This window comes from Rhodospirillales bacterium RIFCSPLOWO2_02_FULL_58_16, assembly GCA_001830425.1.
In the GTDB taxonomy this organism is placed as follows: Bacteria; Pseudomonadota; Alphaproteobacteria; order Rhodospirillales; family 2-02-FULL-58-16; genus 2-02-FULL-58-16.
The window spans coordinates 1-16,302 of record MIAA01000026.1 but is presented as its reverse complement, the minus strand read 5'-3'; the positions used below and the strand labels follow the sequence as shown (position 1 = coordinate 16,302).

The 16,302-nt window shown below is 56.6% G+C and carries 17 protein-coding genes and 1 tRNA gene; 7 read left to right on the top strand and 11 right to left on the bottom strand.

What is annotated here, in order from left to right; translation table 11 throughout:
* Positions 1-51: 51 nt before the first annotated feature.
* Positions 52-1,149 (bottom strand): AmmeMemoRadiSam system radical SAM enzyme, encoded by a 1,098-nt coding sequence (locus A3H92_04265; protein ID OHC74900.1) that lies wholly within the window; start codon positions 1,147-1,149, stop codon positions 52-54.
* A gap of 34 nt (positions 1,150-1,183) precedes the next feature.
* On the bottom strand, positions 1,184-3,151 hold the full coding sequence (locus A3H92_04260; GenBank protein ID OHC74899.1) for a hypothetical protein: 1,968 nt from the start codon (positions 3,149-3,151) through the stop codon (positions 1,184-1,186).
* Between the two features lie 295 nt (positions 3,152-3,446).
* On the opposite strand from A3H92_04260, the gene A3H92_04255 reads away from it, so the two are divergent.
* The 4 genes from A3H92_04255 to A3H92_04240 all read left to right on the top strand — a co-directional run bounded on the left by A3H92_04255 (position 3,447) and on the right by A3H92_04240 (position 7,683).
* Complete coding sequence (locus tag A3H92_04255; GenBank protein OHC74898.1) at positions 3,447-3,950, top strand: hypothetical protein; 504 nt, start codon at positions 3,447-3,449, stop codon at positions 3,948-3,950.
* A gap of 32 nt (positions 3,951-3,982) precedes the next feature.
* A complete protein-coding gene (locus A3H92_04250; GenBank protein ID OHC74983.1) occupies positions 3,983-5,776 on the top strand; it encodes an aspartate--tRNA ligase in 1,794 nt (597 codons plus the stop codon).
* A gap of 650 nt (positions 5,777-6,426) precedes the next feature.
* A complete protein-coding gene (locus A3H92_04245) occupies positions 6,427-6,714 on the top strand; it encodes a hypothetical protein (GenBank protein ID OHC74982.1) in 288 nt (95 codons plus the stop codon).
* A 63-nt stretch (positions 6,715-6,777) separates the two neighbouring features.
* Positions 6,778-7,683: a restriction endonuclease gene (locus tag A3H92_04240; protein OHC74897.1), complete on the top strand. Its 906-nt coding sequence runs from the start codon at positions 6,778-6,780 to the stop codon at positions 7,681-7,683.
* A 221-nt stretch (positions 7,684-7,904) separates the two neighbouring features.
* Here A3H92_04240 and A3H92_04235 read toward each other — a convergent pair whose 3' ends face one another.
* The 6 genes from A3H92_04235 to A3H92_04210 all read right to left on the bottom strand — a co-directional run bounded on the left by A3H92_04235 (position 7,905) and on the right by A3H92_04210 (position 12,881).
* The gene (locus A3H92_04235) at positions 7,905-8,444 is read right to left on the bottom strand and encodes a peptidylprolyl isomerase (GenBank protein ID OHC74896.1); all 540 of its coding nucleotides are present in this window, start codon (positions 8,442-8,444) and stop codon (positions 7,905-7,907) included.
* A 77-nt stretch (positions 8,445-8,521) separates the two neighbouring features.
* The gene (locus A3H92_04230; GenBank protein OHC74895.1) at positions 8,522-9,064 is read right to left on the bottom strand and encodes a hypothetical protein; all 543 of its coding nucleotides are present in this window, start codon (positions 9,062-9,064) and stop codon (positions 8,522-8,524) included.
* Between the two features lie 110 nt (positions 9,065-9,174).
* A complete protein-coding gene (locus A3H92_04225; GenBank protein ID OHC74894.1) occupies positions 9,175-10,167 on the bottom strand; it encodes a hypothetical protein in 993 nt (330 codons plus the stop codon).
* A gap of 188 nt (positions 10,168-10,355) precedes the next feature.
* Complete coding sequence (locus A3H92_04220) at positions 10,356-10,907, bottom strand: iron transporter (GenBank protein OHC74893.1); 552 nt, start codon at positions 10,905-10,907, stop codon at positions 10,356-10,358.
* A gap of 15 nt (positions 10,908-10,922) precedes the next feature.
* A complete protein-coding gene (locus A3H92_04215; GenBank protein OHC74892.1) occupies positions 10,923-11,924 on the bottom strand; it encodes a tryptophan--tRNA ligase in 1,002 nt (333 codons plus the stop codon).
* Between the two features lie 72 nt (positions 11,925-11,996).
* Positions 11,997-12,881, bottom strand: coding sequence for a hypothetical protein (locus A3H92_04210; protein ID OHC74891.1), 885 nt, complete (start codon positions 12,879-12,881; stop codon positions 11,997-11,999).
* A gap of 250 nt (positions 12,882-13,131) precedes the next feature.
* Between A3H92_04210 and A3H92_04205 the strand changes: the two genes are divergently transcribed.
* On the top strand, positions 13,132-14,109 hold the full coding sequence (locus A3H92_04205) for a hypothetical protein (protein ID OHC74890.1): 978 nt from the start codon (positions 13,132-13,134) through the stop codon (positions 14,107-14,109).
* 288 nt (positions 14,110-14,397) lie between these two features.
* Here the strand turns inward: A3H92_04205 and A3H92_04200 are convergent.
* Positions 14,398-14,484 (bottom strand) — tRNA-Leu (locus A3H92_04200).
* Between the two features lie 96 nt (positions 14,485-14,580).
* On the opposite strand from A3H92_04200, the gene A3H92_04195 reads away from it, so the two are divergent.
* Positions 14,581-15,084 carry a hypothetical protein gene (locus A3H92_04195; protein OHC74981.1) on the top strand — a complete coding sequence of 168 codons (504 nt, stop codon included), beginning with the start codon at positions 14,581-14,583 and terminating at the stop codon, positions 15,082-15,084.
* Here the strand turns inward: A3H92_04195 and A3H92_04190 are convergent.
* Positions 15,077-15,397, bottom strand: a complete 321-nt coding sequence (locus tag A3H92_04190; protein ID OHC74889.1) for a hypothetical protein — start codon at positions 15,395-15,397, stop codon at positions 15,077-15,079. The two genes, A3H92_04195 and A3H92_04190, sit on opposite strands and share 8 nt — an antisense overlap.
* Positions 15,398-15,449: 52 nt before the next feature.
* A complete protein-coding gene (locus A3H92_04185; protein ID OHC74980.1) occupies positions 15,450-15,875 on the bottom strand; it encodes a peptide chain release factor I in 426 nt (141 codons plus the stop codon).
* A gap of 118 nt (positions 15,876-15,993) precedes the next feature.
* Between A3H92_04185 and A3H92_04180 the strand changes: the two genes are divergently transcribed.
* Complete coding sequence (locus A3H92_04180; protein ID OHC74888.1) at positions 15,994-16,254, top strand: hypothetical protein; 261 nt, start codon at positions 15,994-15,996, stop codon at positions 16,252-16,254.
* The last annotated feature ends 48 nt before the right edge of the window (positions 16,255-16,302 follow it).

Here is a 16,302-nt window from a genome sequence, read left to right as displayed (position 1 = left end):
CCGGCGAACATCTAGCACATATCGTGATTCTGTACATGCGGGAATGCGTCATCAGTCCTGCTTGATCTTCAACGGCATCCGCTTGCGGCCCCAGGTTCCGGCGGGACCGTCAAAAACGCCGGCGCATGCGGCGCCGCACTTCACACAGCGCCCGTCATCGGTGAGGTTCCAGACGGAAAGTTGATACCAGTCCCGTCCGATGAGAATTTCTCCGCATTCGTGACAGTATGTGCTGTCGGATTCCGGATCATGAGCGTTGCCGATATAGGCGTAGCGCACACCGTTTCCGAGAGCGACAGCGCACGCTCTTTGCAGGGAGAACAGGGGCGTTTTCGGTTTATCCGTCATCTTCCAGTCGGGATGAAATGCGGAAAAATGCATAGGCACGTCCGGCCCCAGGTTGTTCACCACCCAGCGGGTCATGGCGTCAATCTCGGCCTCGCTGTCGTTCTCGCCGGGAATCAGCAAAGTAGTGATCTCAAGCCACACGTCCGTCTCCAGCTTGAGATATTGCAACGTCTCCAGCACAGGCTGCAAATGCCCGGAACACAGCCTTGAATAAAAATCATCGGTGAAGCCCTTGAGGTCTACATTGGCGGCGTCCATGCAGGAGAAGAACTCCTCGCGGGGCGCCTCCGAGATATAGCCGGCGGTCACCGCCACCGTCTTGACGCCCAGGGCATGGCAAGCCTTGGCCACATCAACGGCGTATTCCAGAAAAATCACCGGGTCGTTATAGGTGAAGGCGACGCTCTTGCAACCGGTTCGCACCGCCGCCTCGGCGATCATCTTCGGCGAGGCCCGGTCGGTCAGCCGGTGAAATTCACGAGCTTTCGAAATATCCCAGTTCTGGCAGAATTTGCAGGTAAGATTGCACCCCGCCGTGCCGAACGACAGAATCGGCGTCCCCGGAAGAAAGTGGTTCAGCGGCTTCTTCTCGATGGGATCGATGCAAAACCCCGACGAGCGCCCGTAGGTGGTAAGAACTACCCGGCCATCCTTGCAGGCCCGGACAAAACAAAGCCCGCGCTGCCCCTCGCGAATTTTACATAGTCGAGGGCAAAGATCACACTGCACCCGCCCGTCATCCAACGTTCGCCAGTAACGTCCGGGGTAAGTCTCAATGCCTGGTTCAAGCGGCGCATCCATAGTTTGCGGACTCCACGGCAAGCCGACAGACTCCTTACGACGGCTTGCCTTCCTCGGGTGATGGCGTCGTCTTCGGCGTCGTCTCCGGCGAACCCTCCTGCTGCGTCTGCGCCTGAGGAGTCGGCTCACTCGGCAGTTCTTGCGGCGCCGGTTGCTGCTCCTCGGGAAGCGCTTCCTCCACTTGTTGGGTGAGCGCCGGTTCTGCCGCCGCCTCCTCTTGCTTAGGTTCTTCCTTGGATTCTTCCTTGAGTTCCTCTTTAGGTTCCTCTTTAGGCTCCTCTTTAGGTTTTTCCTTGGGTTCTTCCTTGGGTTTTTCAACCTTCGGCGTCTCGACGCGGGCGCTGCCGTCCCAGTTCACTTCGTATAAGGTGAGGTCATCGGCAAACCCCTTCAGCGCGAATTTGCCGCGACTGATGAAGTTAATTCCCTTGCCGGCGCAAATGCCGTAAACGGTTTCGGAAGCGAATATCTGATCCGACTTGGCCTTATCGACAATGCGCGCCGAAAGCTGGACCGTAGTGCCGAACAGGTCGTCGTCTTCGGCTATCGGCTCGCCGGCGTTGATGCCGATCTTCAAATGCAAAGGCAAATCGGGATTATCCTTGTTGTGGGCCGCGACTTTTTTCTGGATCGAGATTGCCGCCTCAACGCCGTTGGAGGTATTGGCGAACGACGCCATGATGCCGTCGCCGGTATGCTTGATCTCCTTGCCGGTAAACTCGGTGAGAGCGTCGCGGACGATAACGTTATGGGCGCGCACCACTTTCTGGGCCACGGCGTCGCCCCTGGTTTGGGTAAGCACGGTAGAACCCACCATGTCGGTAAACATCACCGTGATCGGCCCCGTTTTTTCTTCTTTCTCCTTGGGCTTGTTCCACTCGTTAAGGGCATCGCCCAGATTCTTGCCGAGAAGCTTCCGGTCATCCCGGTAAGTATTCATGGCGTTGCGTCCGGCCTGGAACATCTGCATGTAGCGGGAGTCGGCCAGCAGATAGTTTTGACATTTGTCGGAAAAGGTTTCGGCTTCCGCTTTCTTGAAGCCCATGCTCTTGACGGCTTCGCCGAGGACAACCGCTTTGGTGCGACCGTCCAGGTTGTGTTTCTGACATTGAGCGTCGCAGGCGCCGGCGAGAAACAGATTGACCCCGAACTTGTTAAAATTGTCCTGCATGTCATGGCTGATCTTGACCTCAGACAAGCCGTCGTTAAGGAACTTCATCAGAAAGTCGATGTGCTCCATGGTCTGCGGCGAAACGGCTTTCAAAGCCTCCGCCTCTTTCAGCGTCTCTGCTTCCTTTTTCGCCTGATCATTGTTCCGGTCTTCATCCGGCGGCGTGTGGGGAAGCGGTTGGTTTTTTTGCTTCGGCTTCGGTTCCGGAGCAAAATCGGGGCGCTCAGGCGCTGCGCCGAGAGGCTGCCTGGTAAGCACCGTCTTGGCTATGGAGAGGCCGCTGACAAGGAAGGTGACGACAAAAACACCGAAAAGGATATTGGATTGAGTGTTCTTGGCAAACGAGGTATCGCGCAGCCATATGCCGCCCATCGCCATGAAAATGCCGGCGATGATGAGGCTGATCATTGTAATCAACAGAAGTTTGATGACAATGCTCATGAAAGACACCTGCGGACGCTTTTGGCTTTTACCCTTGTTTTCCGCCGCCGGCTTTTTATTTTTCGCCTTGTCGGCATGCGCCTTTTTGGCGCTGCCGGGCTTGGCGGGCGTAGGCTTGGCTTTTACGGGCGCAGGCTTGTGGACGGGAGGCGCCGCCGGCGCCGGCTTGGAGCTGTCGTAAATATTGCTTTCGGCGCCGACGCCCTTGACGGGATCGTACGCTTCCCTGACGATCTTGACGGCTGAAATCGTTGAAATATGCTCAAGAGACTTGGCGTCATTCATCGCTAGGTCTTTTTTTGCCGCAGGGTAGCGGGAGTGAAGCTCCCACTCTCCCTCCTGCCCGTGTTTTATATAAACTTCGAAATTTACTTCCAGCTTATCGGACATATCCCCTCCACGGGGCCGGATAAAAATAATTCGTCGTGAGCAGACTTTATTGCTTAATTATTTGACGCCATGCCCAATGCCGTCATCATTATTATATGGAAAATTATCATATAAGAATAATAATCTTCACAGAAAATGTGATGCGATCCGGAGGCCGGGCATATTATTGATCAGGAGTGGAAACCGCAGTGAATAGATCGGGAGATTATATAGAAAAAATCCTGTTCCATTTCACCTTGCCATTACCCGGTCAATCCATATAGGTTCTTGTCGAGTAACAGGAGACTACGAATCGATGGTAGAAGAAGACGAACCGATAGTTATCAAGCCGCCGCACTCGATAAATTCAAAGGTGTCGATCGGAGGCGCCGGAGCGGTTGACCTCGAAGCCTTGAAAAGGGCCGAAGAGGTCATCGCCGGCATGTCCGGCAACTACCTGGAATGGGTGGAGGAAGACCTGGTCAAGATCCAGAAAGCCTTCGACGCCCTGAAATCCGGCAAGCCTGAGGATCACAAGCATCTCCTCGATCAGATTTTCCGGGTCGCTCACGACATTAAAGGCCAGGGCGGCAGCTTCGACTACGGCATGATGACAATCCTCGGCAACGGGCTGTGCCGCTTCGTCGAACAGACTCAAACCGTCGGATCAAGCGAGTTTCAGGTCATTCAGCTTTATATCGACACCATGAAGCTGGTCATTTCCAAGCGCATGAGCGGCGACGGCGGCAAGGAGGGAGAGCAAGTCCTCAGAGGCCTCGATATGGTCGTCGCTAAAACCGCCAACAAGCAAGCCGTCTGAACCCTCCCCGAAACCTCCCAATGACCGAAGCTATGCATCCATATCGCACCCATACCTGTGGTGAGTTGAGACCGGACAACGCCGCCCGGAACGTCAGGCTGTCGGGCTGGCTGCACCGCAAGCGCGATCACGGCAACCTGCTTTTTATCGATCTGCGCGACCACTACGGCCTGACTCAACTGGTTATTGATATCTCCAGCCCGCTGTTCAAGATCGCCGAGAGCGCCCGCCCCGAAAGCGTGCTGACCGTCACCGGAACGGTGGTCAAGCGCTCCGCCGACACCGTCAACCCCGACCTTCCTACCGGCGAGGTGGAACTGCATGTAGAGCATATCCATGTGGAATCGCCCGCCGATGTGCTGCCCATGCAGGTCGCCGGCGACGCCGACTTTTCCGACGATATGCGGCTGCGTCACCGCTTCCTTGATCTTCGGCGCGAAAACATGCACGCCAATATCCTGCTGCGCTCCAGGGTCATTTCCTCTATCCGCCGCCGCATGACCGCGCAAGGTTTCCTGGAAATCCAGACCCCCATTCTTACCGCCTCGTCGCCGGAAGGAGCGCGTGACTATCTGGTGCCCAGCCGTAACCATCCGGGAAAGTTCTACGCCCTTCCCCAGGCGCCCCAGCAGTTCAAGCAGTTGTTGATGGTGTCGGGGTTTGACAAATACTTTCAGATCGCCCCCTGCTTCCGCGACGAAGACGCCCGCGCCGACCGCTCGCCGGGCGAGTTCTATCAGCTTGATTTCGAGATGGCCTTCGTCACCCAGGACGATGTGTTCGTCGCCATCGAGCCTGTGCTGCACGACGTATTCCATGAATTCGGCGGCGAGCGCACCGTCACCGCGCCGCCGTTCCCACGCATTCCTTATGCCGAGAGCATGCTTAAATACGGTTCCGACAAGCCCGATCTGCGCAACCCGCTGACCATCGCCGACGTTACCGAGTCGTTTCGCGGCTCCGGCTTCGGCCTGTTCGCCCGTAATATAGACAAGGGCTGGATCGTACGCGCCGTCCCGGCGCCCGGCGCCGCTTCACAACCGCGCAGCTTCTTTGACAAGCTGAATGACTGGGCGCGGGCTGAAGGCGCCGGCGGCCTCGGTTACATCATCTTCGCCGACGGCGAGGCGCGCGGCCCCATCGGCAAGAATCTGGAGGCCTCCCGCATCGCCGCCGTCAAGGACGCCTCCGGCGCCGGCGACGGCGACGCCGTGTTCTTCGTCTGCGGTCAGAAGAAAGACGCCGAAAAGTTCGCGGGCGCGGCGCGGGACAGGCTGTGCAATGAACTCGGCCTGCGCGAAACCGGCGCTTTCCGCTTTTGCTGGATCGTTGACTTCCCGATGTATGAAATGAACGAGGACACAGGCCGGATCGAGTTCAGCCACAATCCGTTCTCCATGCCCCAGGGCGGGCTGGAGGCGCTGGAGACCAAGCCGCCGCTCGACATCCTCGCCTACCAGTACGATATCGTTTGTAACGGAGTGGAGCTGTCCAGCGGCGCCATCCGCAACCACATCCCGCAGATCATGTACAAGGCCTTCGATATCGCCGGCTACGGCAAGGAAAAGGTGGAGGAACAGTTCGGCGGCCTGTTGTCGGCCTTCAGGTTCGGGGCGCCGCCCCACGGCGGCTCGGCGCCGGGCATCGACCGCATCGTCATGATGCTGGCCGACGCCCCCAATATCCGCGAGATTATCGCTTTCCCGATGAACCAGCAGGCCCAGGACCTGCTGATGGGAGCGCCGGCGAACGTCGAGCCGGAACGGCTGCGCGACCTGCACATCCGCCTTGTCCCGCCGAAGACAAGGAAAGAAGAAAGCGCGTAATGCCAACGGCCATTGATATTGACCTATGACAGCTCCGGCGCTTTCCCCTCCTTACCAAGGAGGGGTCAGGGGGAGGTTGCCGCGACTACCCCCTCTAACTCCCCCTTGAAGCAAGGGGGAGAATTTTTAAGAGTCATTTTTTACGGCACTGGCATAAAACCTCTACTTTACGTCGGCGGCTATCTGCATGCGGAAGTCTACGTTCCAAACCTATGCTCTCTTTATGTTCTGTCGATTGACCTGGGCTTTGATCTATCCTCAAGATATGGTTGGAAACCTCATTTAAGGAGCCGATAGCCATGGCTGTTATCCCTCATGACTGTCCCCATTGCGGGGTAAAGAATATAAGCTTCGATATCTTGCACGAATACCAGCATCCCTCCCAAAAAGGAATGATCTATACGTTTGTGAAGTGTGCGGGCTGCGAGGAAGCTGCGGTAGCGGTTTTTGTTCAAAATGGAAGTGAGGTGTCACGAGGCTCATTCAGTTTTGCCTCTCACGCCCAATCGTGTCCGAAGGAAGTGAAGTTGATAGCCTTCTACCCATCCCCTGAATCGCCGGATGCTCCCAATCATCTTCCGGATAATGTTCTGACTTTTTTTAATGAAGCCGTCGCCAACGTGAAAACAGGACCAACCGCTTCTGTAATGATGTTTAGAAAGTGCATTGAGGTCGCCTTAAAAATTATTGCGCCGGAACTTCAGGGCAACTTGGTTCAACGCATCGAAGAGGCGGCGAAAAAAGGGCGCATCACCTCAGAACTGGCCGAATGGGCGCATCATATCCGCCTCGCTGGAAACGACGCCGCCCACGACGAAACCCCATTCACGCCGGATGAAGCCGCTGAGTTGCACAAGTTTACAGAGCTTCTTTTAATGTATTTCTTCACCCTGCCGGGCATGTTGAAAGAACGGAAGAACATAAAGGCCGATCAATAAATTAAGTTCGCAATTCCGAGGATATGTACTTAATTTATGCAGAATTAAGGGCCAAAATTCAAAATGACGAAAGCGGTTTTTACTACGAAGATTAATCCGACCTACGATGATCTTCCCGAGGATCGCTACCACTTCCCACGGACATACTTGAAGACGGCTTCGGACGCAGTGGGCGACTGGATTGTATACTACGAACCTCGACGCTCCAGCGGCGACCTTATGAGCCGAGGCGGACGTCAATCATATTTTGCCATCGCGCGGGTAACTCGGATCGAGGAAGATACTCAACGCCCCGATCATTTTTACGCTTTTGTCTCAGATTATATGGAACTTGATCGGCCCGTCCCTTTCAGAGAGGGTGAGCACTATTATGAGGGTACGCTCCGGCGCGAGGACGGCGGAACAAGCAAAGGTGCTTTCGGACGTGCTGTCCGTCGCATCCCTGATAAAGAATACGACCTCATCCTCCAAGCCGGCTTCGCGGAGGAAATTGAACGGTCCGATACCAGCAATGTTGTCGCCACACACTTTTCAGAGTTTGCCGAGGATCAGGCAACATTCGATCATCCTATCATTGAAAGGATGATAGCCCGTCCATTCCGTGATGTTGCTTTCTCCCGACATGTTAAGACGGCCTATGACAACACTTGCGCCGTTACCGGCCTTCGCCTGATAAATGGCGGTGGCCGATCCGAGGTTCAGGCGGCCCACATCCGCCCTGTTGCCGCCTCAGGACCGGATTCAGTGCGTAACGGTTTGGCGCTTAGCGGAACGGTTCATTGGATGTTTGACCGTGGCCTAATCTCAATCAACGACGATTACAGAATCATCGTAAATCGTGACAATGTTCCGGATGCTGTCAGCCGTATGATAAATGCGGATGGGCATCTACGCCTGCCATCATCGCCGGACCTCCGTCCGCATCCTCAGTTTCTTCGGTATCATCGGGAGCAGGTGTTCAAGGGGTGAGATCGACCGCAAAACATGCGCGGCCTTTCAGCCGCAATAAACCTCCCTCTGCCCGACCTATATTTAACCTCCCCTGACCTCTCCTTCGTGAGGAGGGGAAGGAAAAATCCTCCTCTTGCAAAGGGGAGGTCAGGAGGGGTGTGTTACTTGAACGCTTCACATCTGGCGGGTCTCCTCCCCAGACGTGCCGCAATTTGACCCCAATCAATCTTGATGTGTCTCTACCTGACGTCGGCGGCTATCTGCATGCGGACGATGCTGTCGGGATCGTCAACGACGCCGTTGCGGTGACTCGGCCCCTTCTTGATGTTGTCCACGAGTTCCATGCCCTTCGTCACCTTGCCCCAGACGGTGTACTTGCCGTCAAGAGACGGCGCGGCGTCCAGCATGATAAAGAACTGGGAGTCGGCGCTGTCGGGATCGGAAGTTCTGGCCATCGACGCCACGCCGCGTACATGAAGCTCTTTGGAGAACTCCGCGACAAGCTTGTTTCCCGAGCCGCCCGCGCCGTTGTCGCCGCCCTGGGCCATGAAGCCTTCGATCACCCGGTGGAACTTAAGGCCGTCATAGAACTTTTCGCGCACCAGTTTCTTGATCTGGGCGACGTGATTGGGGGCCAGATCAGGCCGCATCTCGATGATCACGCGGCCATCCTTAAGGTCCAGATAGAGAGTGTTCTCGGGATCAGCCGCCTCGGAGGCTCCGGTCATGACCACGACGCCGGCAAAAAGAGCAATGATGAAAAATGCATTACGCACCATTTTGTTAAATCCATTTAATGATCTTGGTTGGGGCCGACGCTAACATATCAGGCAAGGCGCCGGACAGGGGTTATTCCTCAAGCGAACAGGGCGTCGATCTCGGCCTGGCTGATTTTGTTCTCGCTGTCCAGTTGGGGACCGTTAAGCAACTTCTCATCCTCGGTCTTTTTATGTCCGCCTTCCGGTTTAACCTCGATCTTTTCCAGTTCTTCCTTGCCCCAGATATCCATCAGGGCGGTTACCTTCTTTTCGACATAGGTGACTGATTTGGCGATCTTGGTTACCCGCTGGCCGGTAATGTCCTGAAAGGAGCAAGCCTCAAAAACGTTCTGTCCGTTCTTCTCAATCTTGTCGAGTTGAGCGAGCAATGCGGCATCGGTGATTCCCGCCCTCAGTTTTGCCACCGCCTCATCGTTGCCTTCCATGGCCCCCATTATGGTTTCGGTAGCCTCTTCGGTGGCGGCGACGATGGCGTCCAACTGGTCGGACATGCTCTCGAACTGATGTACGTTCTCGGAATCCCGCTCAATGGAAACCAGTTCCTCGCGGACCCTCTGAATGTAATGAAAAAGGCCGAGAAGTTCTTTCCTTAGCGCGTCAACTTCCAATTTATGCGTCATGATGCCGATCCCGTCGATCCGTTACGATCCCCAATAATAACAAAAGCGTAGCCGATTTCACCTATATTATTGGCGTCGATTCGCTACAAAAACATGACTGCCACATTATGCTAAATCGAGGGGCCTGTCACTCTCGGCAAATCGCCGAGACGCGCCTTATCAAGGTGTCGCAAATTATTAACGTCGATAATGGCGCTGATGGCCCTGACGTAGTTCATGCCGCGCTCCGAGTAGCTCTTCAATCTACCGGCCAGGGCCATGCCGTCCACCGTTGCTCCGATGCCGCGAATTTCTTCCCGCGCCTCGCGGAATTCCCGGTATGACCGGTGAGAATTGAGATTAAGGGCGTACGCCTTGACCGAATCAAGCAAACTTGAAAACGCCCTGATCCCATGGGATTTACCCTCATCGCGCTGGCCCGGAGTCAAATTGCCCGACGGTGAAAAAGCCCACTGTCCGAAGATGGCGTTGCCTTCACGAACATACCGCGATGTGCCCCAGCCGCTTTCCTCGGCGGCCTGCGCCAGAGCCAGCGAAGGAGGGATGACGTCGGCGCAACGCAACAGGCTGTCAATCAGTTCGACGCCGATGGCGGCTTCCTTAACGCGATAACGCTCGGTCATCACCTCCAGCCACAGCCTGTCGATGGGGTCCACCCCCTCGCCCATCACTATTTGATAGCGCAGTTGCCACAAGCGGCGACGCTCGGCCGAAATTTCCTCGTTAGCATGAAGAACCAGAGGAAGAATGCTCTTGAAAAAAACCAGCTTGCGCACCTCGTTCTCGCGGATATCGGACATATCCGAAGGCAGAGAGGCAATGAAAATACGAGGCACAATGTTATGGCCGGAAATACCCGATTTAAGATCATAGCCCATGCGTTTGAAGGTATCGGTAAGGCTGACGGCCGAATTACCGGCAAACGCCATGGATTCCGTCTTCCATCCCACGACCTCCGCTTTCGCCGCCCGCTCCGGCAGCAGCATGGATACCTTGGGAGTCGCCGTCGCTCCGATCAAGGGGTCAGATACCGCCACCGTCAACAAAGCGACAAAAAGAATGCCGACGAACCCCAGGGCGCTACGCTCAAAACTCATCGTCATTTGCGGGTCTCCTGCGCGAACGATCAAAGGCGGCGCCCGGCCGCCTTGATTTTTGGTCTCACGCTGAAGAAGCCCTCCCCCTCGTACACAGCAGTTGATAAACAAAATCCTGCGCAACGAAATTCTGACGGAACCTTAGGCCGGCCGGATAGCTTATAGTTGATGATGAATAAAAAAACCAGCCGATTTTACATGTCGTCCACGGAGCGCACTTCGGTTACCTCCGGGATATAATGCCTGAGCATATTCTCGACGCCGTGCTTAAGGGTCATGGAGGCGCTGGGACAACCGGAGCAAGCTCCGTGCATGTGCAGATAGACGATGCCGTCGGCAAAGTCATGGAAAGTGATGTCGCCGCCGTCCTGGGCCACCGCCGGACGCACCCTGGTGTCCAGAATCTCCTTGATCCTGGCGACAATAGGATCATCGTCGCCGCTCCCGACAATTTCCGCGCCCTCCTCGATGACCAGCTTGCAGGAAGTGAAATGATCCATGATGGCGCTGAGGATCAAGGGTTTTAAAACGTTCCAGTTCTTGTCGTCGGACTTGGTTACGGTAATAAAGTCTCCGCCGAGGAATACGCCGCTGACTCCTTCGATCTCAAACAAACGCAGGGCCAACGGCGAGCGTCCGGCGCTTTCAGCGTCGGCAAAATTGGCGGCGCCGCCGCCCATTACCGAACATCCGGGAAGGAACTTTATGGTTGCCGGGTTGGGGGTGCCTTCGGTCTGAATGAACATATGCTGCCTCCTGGTTTATTTGGTTATTAAAAACCCGACGATGTCATGAATTTCGGCGAGGATCGGCTCGGCAACGGCGCGGGCTTTCTTGACGCCGTCGCGCAAAACGCCGTCCACATAGTCCTGAGCATCCATCAAACGACGCATCTCGTCCTGAATGGGAGCCAACTTGGCTACCGCCAGATCCGCCAGCTCCTGTTTGAAGGCGGAAAATTGACCGCCGCCGAACCGCTTGCAGATATCCTCGACGGAGGTCTCGGACAAGGCGGCGTAGATGCCTATCAGATTGGCGGCTTCCGGTCTGCCGTCCAAGCCCTCGGGAGTATCGGGCAGGACCTCGGGATCGGTTTTGGCTTTGCGTATTTTCCTGGAGATGTCGTCGGCGCTGTCGGTCATGTTGATCCGCGATTGATCGGAGGGATCGGATTTACTCATCTTTTTGGAGCCGTCGCGCAGACTCATAACCCTGCCGGCGGCGCCGAAAATCAGCGGCTCCGGTATCGGAAAAAAGTCGGTTCGGTAATCGTTGTTGAACTTCTGGGCGATGTCGCGGGACAATTCCAGATGCTGCTTCTGGTCCTCGCCGACCGGCACATGGGTGCTCTTGTAAAGCAGGATGTCGGCGGCCATCAGGTTAGGATAGGCGTACAGCCCCACCGAGGCGTTCTCCTTGTCCTTGCCGGCCTTTTCCTTGAATTGGGTCATGCGGTTGAGCCACCCGAGACGGGCGACGCAGTTGAGTATCCATGCCAGTTCGGCGTGACCGGCAACCTGACTCTGATTGAAAATGATGTTGTGCTTCGGATCAACGCCGGCGGCCAGCAGGCCGGCGGTCACCTCGCGGGTATTGGCGGAAAGCTCGGCGGGATTCTGCCAGACCGTAATGGCGTGCAGGTCAACGACGCAAAACAGGCAGTCGTAGTCCTTCTGCAGGCACACCCAGTTACGGATGGCCCCCAAGTAATTTCCCAGGTGCAGGTTGCCGGTAGGCTGCACGCCCGAGAAGATACGCTTCATGGTCCGATCCCTTTAATCTCATGAGGAGAGCGCGGCGGAGTTATGACGCTTAAGACTGCGGACGGTCAAGGCTCACTGTTCGGGATCAAAAAACAACACCATGGGAGGGATATCGGAGGACACAGCCGCACGCCTCATGCCTTGGCAGTTGTGAGGCATCGTAATGTTGCCCCACCTGTCGACCGCAATCATGCCCCCTGCTCCTCCGAGCCTGGTTATTTCTTCCATAGTCGCCGCCGCCGCCGTCTCAAGCCCGACCTTTTCATAGCGCATGCGGGCGGAAACGGTATGCGAGGCGCAGGTGCGGATAAAGTATTCCCCGGCGCCCGAGCAGGAAACGGCGACAAGATCATCCGCCCATGTTCCGGCCCCGATAAACGGCGAGTCGCCGACCCGCCCCCATCTTTTAAGAGGCGTTCCGCCCGTCGAGGTGGCGGCGGCAAGATTCCCATGGCGATCAAGGGCAACGGCGCCGACGGTTCCATGGCCCGTTTCCGGGCTTTTCCGATCCGTCCCTGCCGCTTCATGCTTTTTGATGAAAAAAGCGGCAGGATCAGAAATGGTTTCGATGCCCTGTGAACGAGCGAAACTGTCCGCGCCGTCACCGGCCAACATAACTTGCCGGCCGTCCTCCATCACCGCCCGCGCGGCGACAACGGGGTTGGCGATTTGACGAACAGCCGCCACCGCGCCGGCGCGGCGGGTCGCCCCGTCCATGACGGCGGCATCCATCTCGACCACGCCGTCCTCGTTCGCCGATGACCCCTTGCCGGCGCCGTAAAGCCCGGAACTCTCAAACCGATGAACCACCATTGATACGACATTGATTGCCGTGTATCCGGCTTCCAGCGCCTCCTGCCCCTTAACGATAAGTTCGCCAAGGTGAGCGTTTTGCTCGGCATAATCAAAATCACGAAGCGTAATGACCCCCCCGTGTATGGCCAAGGCATATGTCATTACAGGGTTCTGGAAGGTCCGAACGCCATCCGCCACGCGACATGGAAGCTGAGCGCAAACAGCGCCACGCCGGCTACATAAGGATCGCCATAGGGCACCATGTTGAACGGCATGCACCAGATATCCCAGAACCTTAAAAAAATGTTTAATATCATATCCATGACACATATCCTCCTTAATAGGATAAATAGTGCCACAATTTGAACAATGCGTCTGTGATTAGCGTCACGCTGATAAATGGAATGTAAAGATGATTAAATCCGTGTCGATGGTTTCCTTGGTCTGTCTGGCGCTTGGGGGATGCGCGGAAGCTTTCCCCGAGCTTGATGCTTTGGTTAAAGAGCTTAAGGCGGGACAGTCCACCGACCTGCGCGCCTTCGACGCCGCCTATGCGCGGGGCGACTACGCCGTCGCCGTCGGCGCGCTGGAAGACCTGGCCCGGCGAGGACATGCCAAGGCCCAATTCAACCTCGGCCTCATGTATGACAAGGGCGAAGGCGTTCCGGTAAATCACACGGAGGCGGCAAACTGGTATCTTCCGGCCGCCGAGCAGGAGATCGCCGAGGCTCAATACAACCTCGGCATCATGTACGCCAAGGGCCAGGGCGTGTTCCGCAATAATGACACGGCGATGGAGTGGTTCGCCAGAGCGGCCGGACACGGCTATGCGATCCCCCGGATCGCCCCTGAAAAGAAACTGGAGCTTTTCCATAACTCCCCGGCGACCGACGCCGCTCCCCCCATAGCTTCCGCCCCGCCGGCGGCGCCCCCTCCCGCTCCGGCCTCGGCTCCACCGGCGGCTTCGGCCCCACCGGCCTCGGCTCCCCTGCCCCAGGGGCCGCCTCCCGCTGATCACGCCACGGCCATGGATTGGTACCGCTTGCCGGCCGAGGGAGGAAATGCCGAAGCCCAGACCAAGCTCGCCACCCTGCTTGCTGCGGGCAACGGAATAAACCGGGATTACGGCGAGGCGTTCAATTGGTTCACCAAGGCGGCGGAGCAGGGAAACGCCGAGGCCCAAGCCAATCTCGGCATCTTCTATTTCAGGGGCTACGGCGTCGCCAGGGACAGGATCAAGGCCTATATGTGGCTCGATCTGGCGGCTTCACAGGGCTTCAAAACGGCGGAAGGCGCACGCGACAACATCAGGAAAATGATGAACGACGAACAAGTCGCCGCCGCCCGAGACATGGCCGAAGCCTGGCTGGAGACTCACGGCGGCAAGTGAACAAACCGCGACGGCGATTAACGGGCACGACCGACCGGATCGACCGGTTCAGCCAAGCAGTCGAAGGCGCGGGTAAGATTGAGCAAAGCCAGACGACGAGCGGCGACGGCGTTGCGGTACGCTTGAACAGCCTTTACAACGCGATAAACGAAGATCAAGCCCAGCAAGATAGTCAGAATCAAAAACACCATGTTTTATTGTAACATGGCAACGGACACGGCGGAACACGCGATTCGATGATTCTTCTCCGTTCGGATCAGTTTTACAATTCTTTTCTCAGGGATTGTCTGGTGCGGGCGGTCGGACTCGAACCGACACTCTGTTGCCAGAACTGGATTTTGAGTCCAGCGCGTCTACCAATTCCGCCACGCCCGCACGAAATGGAAAGTCGTCGCCATCATAATGAAGGGTCGGCCCCGGTCAAGCATCACCGATTGCCCAAAGACGCCTCGGCTGTTAAATACGCTCATCATGTTCAACGCGCTCCTCCAAACTCCCTCGCGCTTTGTGCCTTCGGCCATTCTGGTCGCCGGCGTCGGCGCTTTGAGCGCGGCCTACGCCGCCGAATACATATTCGGCCTGGAGCCTTGTATTTTGTGCCTTTACCAGCGAATCCCCTACGCCGTCGCCGTCATTCTGGCGATTGCGGCCCTTGGCCTGCGCTCAAACACAATGCGGGCGGCGGCGGTGACATTGTGCGCGGCGGCATTCCTCGTCGGCGCCTCGATAGCCTTCTACCAGGTGGGCGTCGAGCAGCACTGGTGGAAAGCGGCGACCGGCTGCGGCGGCGCCCTTCCCTCCAATATAACTTTGGAGCAGATGAACCTGCAAATCACGTCCAAACCGCAAAAGCCCTGCGATCTGGTGGACTGGACCCTATTCGGCATTTCCATGGCCACCTATAACGTGGCGGTTTCGCTGTTGCTGGCGGCGGCGGCGCTGGCCGGGGCCAAACGAATCAGGAATGCTACTTAACCTCCTCCACGATCATTCCCTCTTCATCAAACTTTACAACAGGAGGCTTGCCCTGCGATGCAGAGGCCGGAGCCTTTTGCATTTCCTCAACGGGCGGAGCCTCTTGGATGTCCGGCGCCGCTTCCATCAGACCGAAGTTCTGCAACAGGCCGTTAACTCCATCCAGCAACATGTCGGGCAGCGCGGTCGCCATGTCGATCGCCGCCGCCAGCGCCGCAAAGAAAGAATCAAGATCAACAATGTTCATCAGGCCGATGAACATTATCAGCGCGCCCCCGCAACCAAGAAATATCAGCAACGGCCAATCCGTCATGACGCGCTCCCCGCTCCGGATTGCACGATATCTCTACAATAAAGGCAACGCACTAATCTTCATCTCCCTTAACCGAGATCCGGCGGCTTTTGGTTTTACTTTGACGGCGCTTGCCGTCAAGGCGGCGTTCCCTGGCGCCGATTGTCGGCTTGGTCGGGCGACGAGGCTTCGGCGGGACGGCGGCCCGGCGAATAAGGTTAATCAACCTGTCCATGGCGTCGCGGCGGTTTCGTTCCTGGGTGCGGAATCGTCTTGCGGTAATGATTATTACCCCGTCACGGGTCATGCGTTGTCCGGCCAAGGATTTAAGCCGCTGGAACACGGCCCCGAACAGGGTCGGACTGTTAGCCGCGTCAAAGCGTAGCTGAACCACTGTTTCAACCTTGTTGACGTTCTGCCCGCCGGGGCCGGAGGCGCGGATAAAGCTTCGGCAAATCTCGCTATCATCAATGATGATGGAGGGCGTGATATGAATCATCAAAGAAATACCCTGGGATTTCAGCGAGCGATTAGGATAAGCTAACATATTAGAGCATTATCCGACCAAATGGAATCATCTGCGTTGCGCATTGGCGAGACGATCCACGAGACGCGCCGTGAAGAGCGATGCAAAAGCATCGGTCGAACGGCGCAACGAAGCGGGCGTCCGCCAAGGCGCAACCCGAAGGGCCGGGGTCTTTTCCGGCGCAGACGGTTCCATTTGGTCGGATAATGCTCTAACCTTCAAAAGGAAGAATCACATGCAATGGGGCGGAATATTATTGTTCGTGGTCGCCGTCGTCGCCACAGTCTATTTGATCTCGCATATGGGATTGAAAACAAAACCCAAGGATACCCCTGACGACGAAAAAAAGTAGGCGCTCCAGTCGACCGTTAATAAGCCGGGTTGAGTGCTGATTGAGGCA

Coding starts and splice junctions, on each gene's coding strand:
- A3H92_04185 (OHC74980.1), bottom strand. CDS start 15,875: ATGATTCATATCACGCCCTCCATCATCATTGATGATAGCGAGATTTGC.
- A3H92_04190 (OHC74889.1), bottom strand. CDS start 15,397: ATGACGGATTGGCCGTTGCTGATATTTCTTGGTTGCGGGGGCGCGCTG.
- A3H92_04240 (OHC74897.1), top strand. CDS start 6,778: ATGACGAAAGCGGTTTTTACTACGAAGATTAATCCGACCTACGATGAT.
- A3H92_04195 (OHC74981.1), top strand. CDS start 14,581: ATGTTCAACGCGCTCCTCCAAACTCCCTCGCGCTTTGTGCCTTCGGCC.
- A3H92_04245 (OHC74982.1), top strand. CDS start 6,427: ATGTTTAGAAAGTGCATTGAGGTCGCCTTAAAAATTATTGCGCCGGAA.
- A3H92_04265 (OHC74900.1), bottom strand. CDS start 1,149: ATGGATGCGCCGCTTGAACCAGGCATTGAGACTTACCCCGGACGTTAC.
- A3H92_04250 (OHC74983.1), top strand. CDS start 3,983: ATGCATCCATATCGCACCCATACCTGTGGTGAGTTGAGACCGGACAAC.
- A3H92_04210 (OHC74891.1), bottom strand. CDS start 12,881: ATGACATATGCCTTGGCCATACACGGGGGGGTCATTACGCTTCGTGAT.
- A3H92_04235 (OHC74896.1), bottom strand. CDS start 8,444: ATGGTGCGTAATGCATTTTTCATCATTGCTCTTTTTGCCGGCGTCGTG.
- A3H92_04260 (OHC74899.1), bottom strand. CDS start 3,151: ATGTCCGATAAGCTGGAAGTAAATTTCGAAGTTTATATAAAACACGGG.
- A3H92_04205 (OHC74890.1), top strand. CDS start 13,132: ATGATTAAATCCGTGTCGATGGTTTCCTTGGTCTGTCTGGCGCTTGGG.
- A3H92_04220 (OHC74893.1), bottom strand. CDS start 10,907: ATGTTCATTCAGACCGAAGGCACCCCCAACCCGGCAACCATAAAGTTC.
- A3H92_04255 (OHC74898.1), top strand. CDS start 3,447: ATGGTAGAAGAAGACGAACCGATAGTTATCAAGCCGCCGCACTCGATA.
- A3H92_04215 (OHC74892.1), bottom strand. CDS start 11,924: ATGAAGCGTATCTTCTCGGGCGTGCAGCCTACCGGCAACCTGCACCTG.
- A3H92_04230 (OHC74895.1), bottom strand. CDS start 9,064: ATGACGCATAAATTGGAAGTTGACGCGCTAAGGAAAGAACTTCTCGGC.
- A3H92_04225 (OHC74894.1), bottom strand. CDS start 10,167: ATGACGATGAGTTTTGAGCGTAGCGCCCTGGGGTTCGTCGGCATTCTT.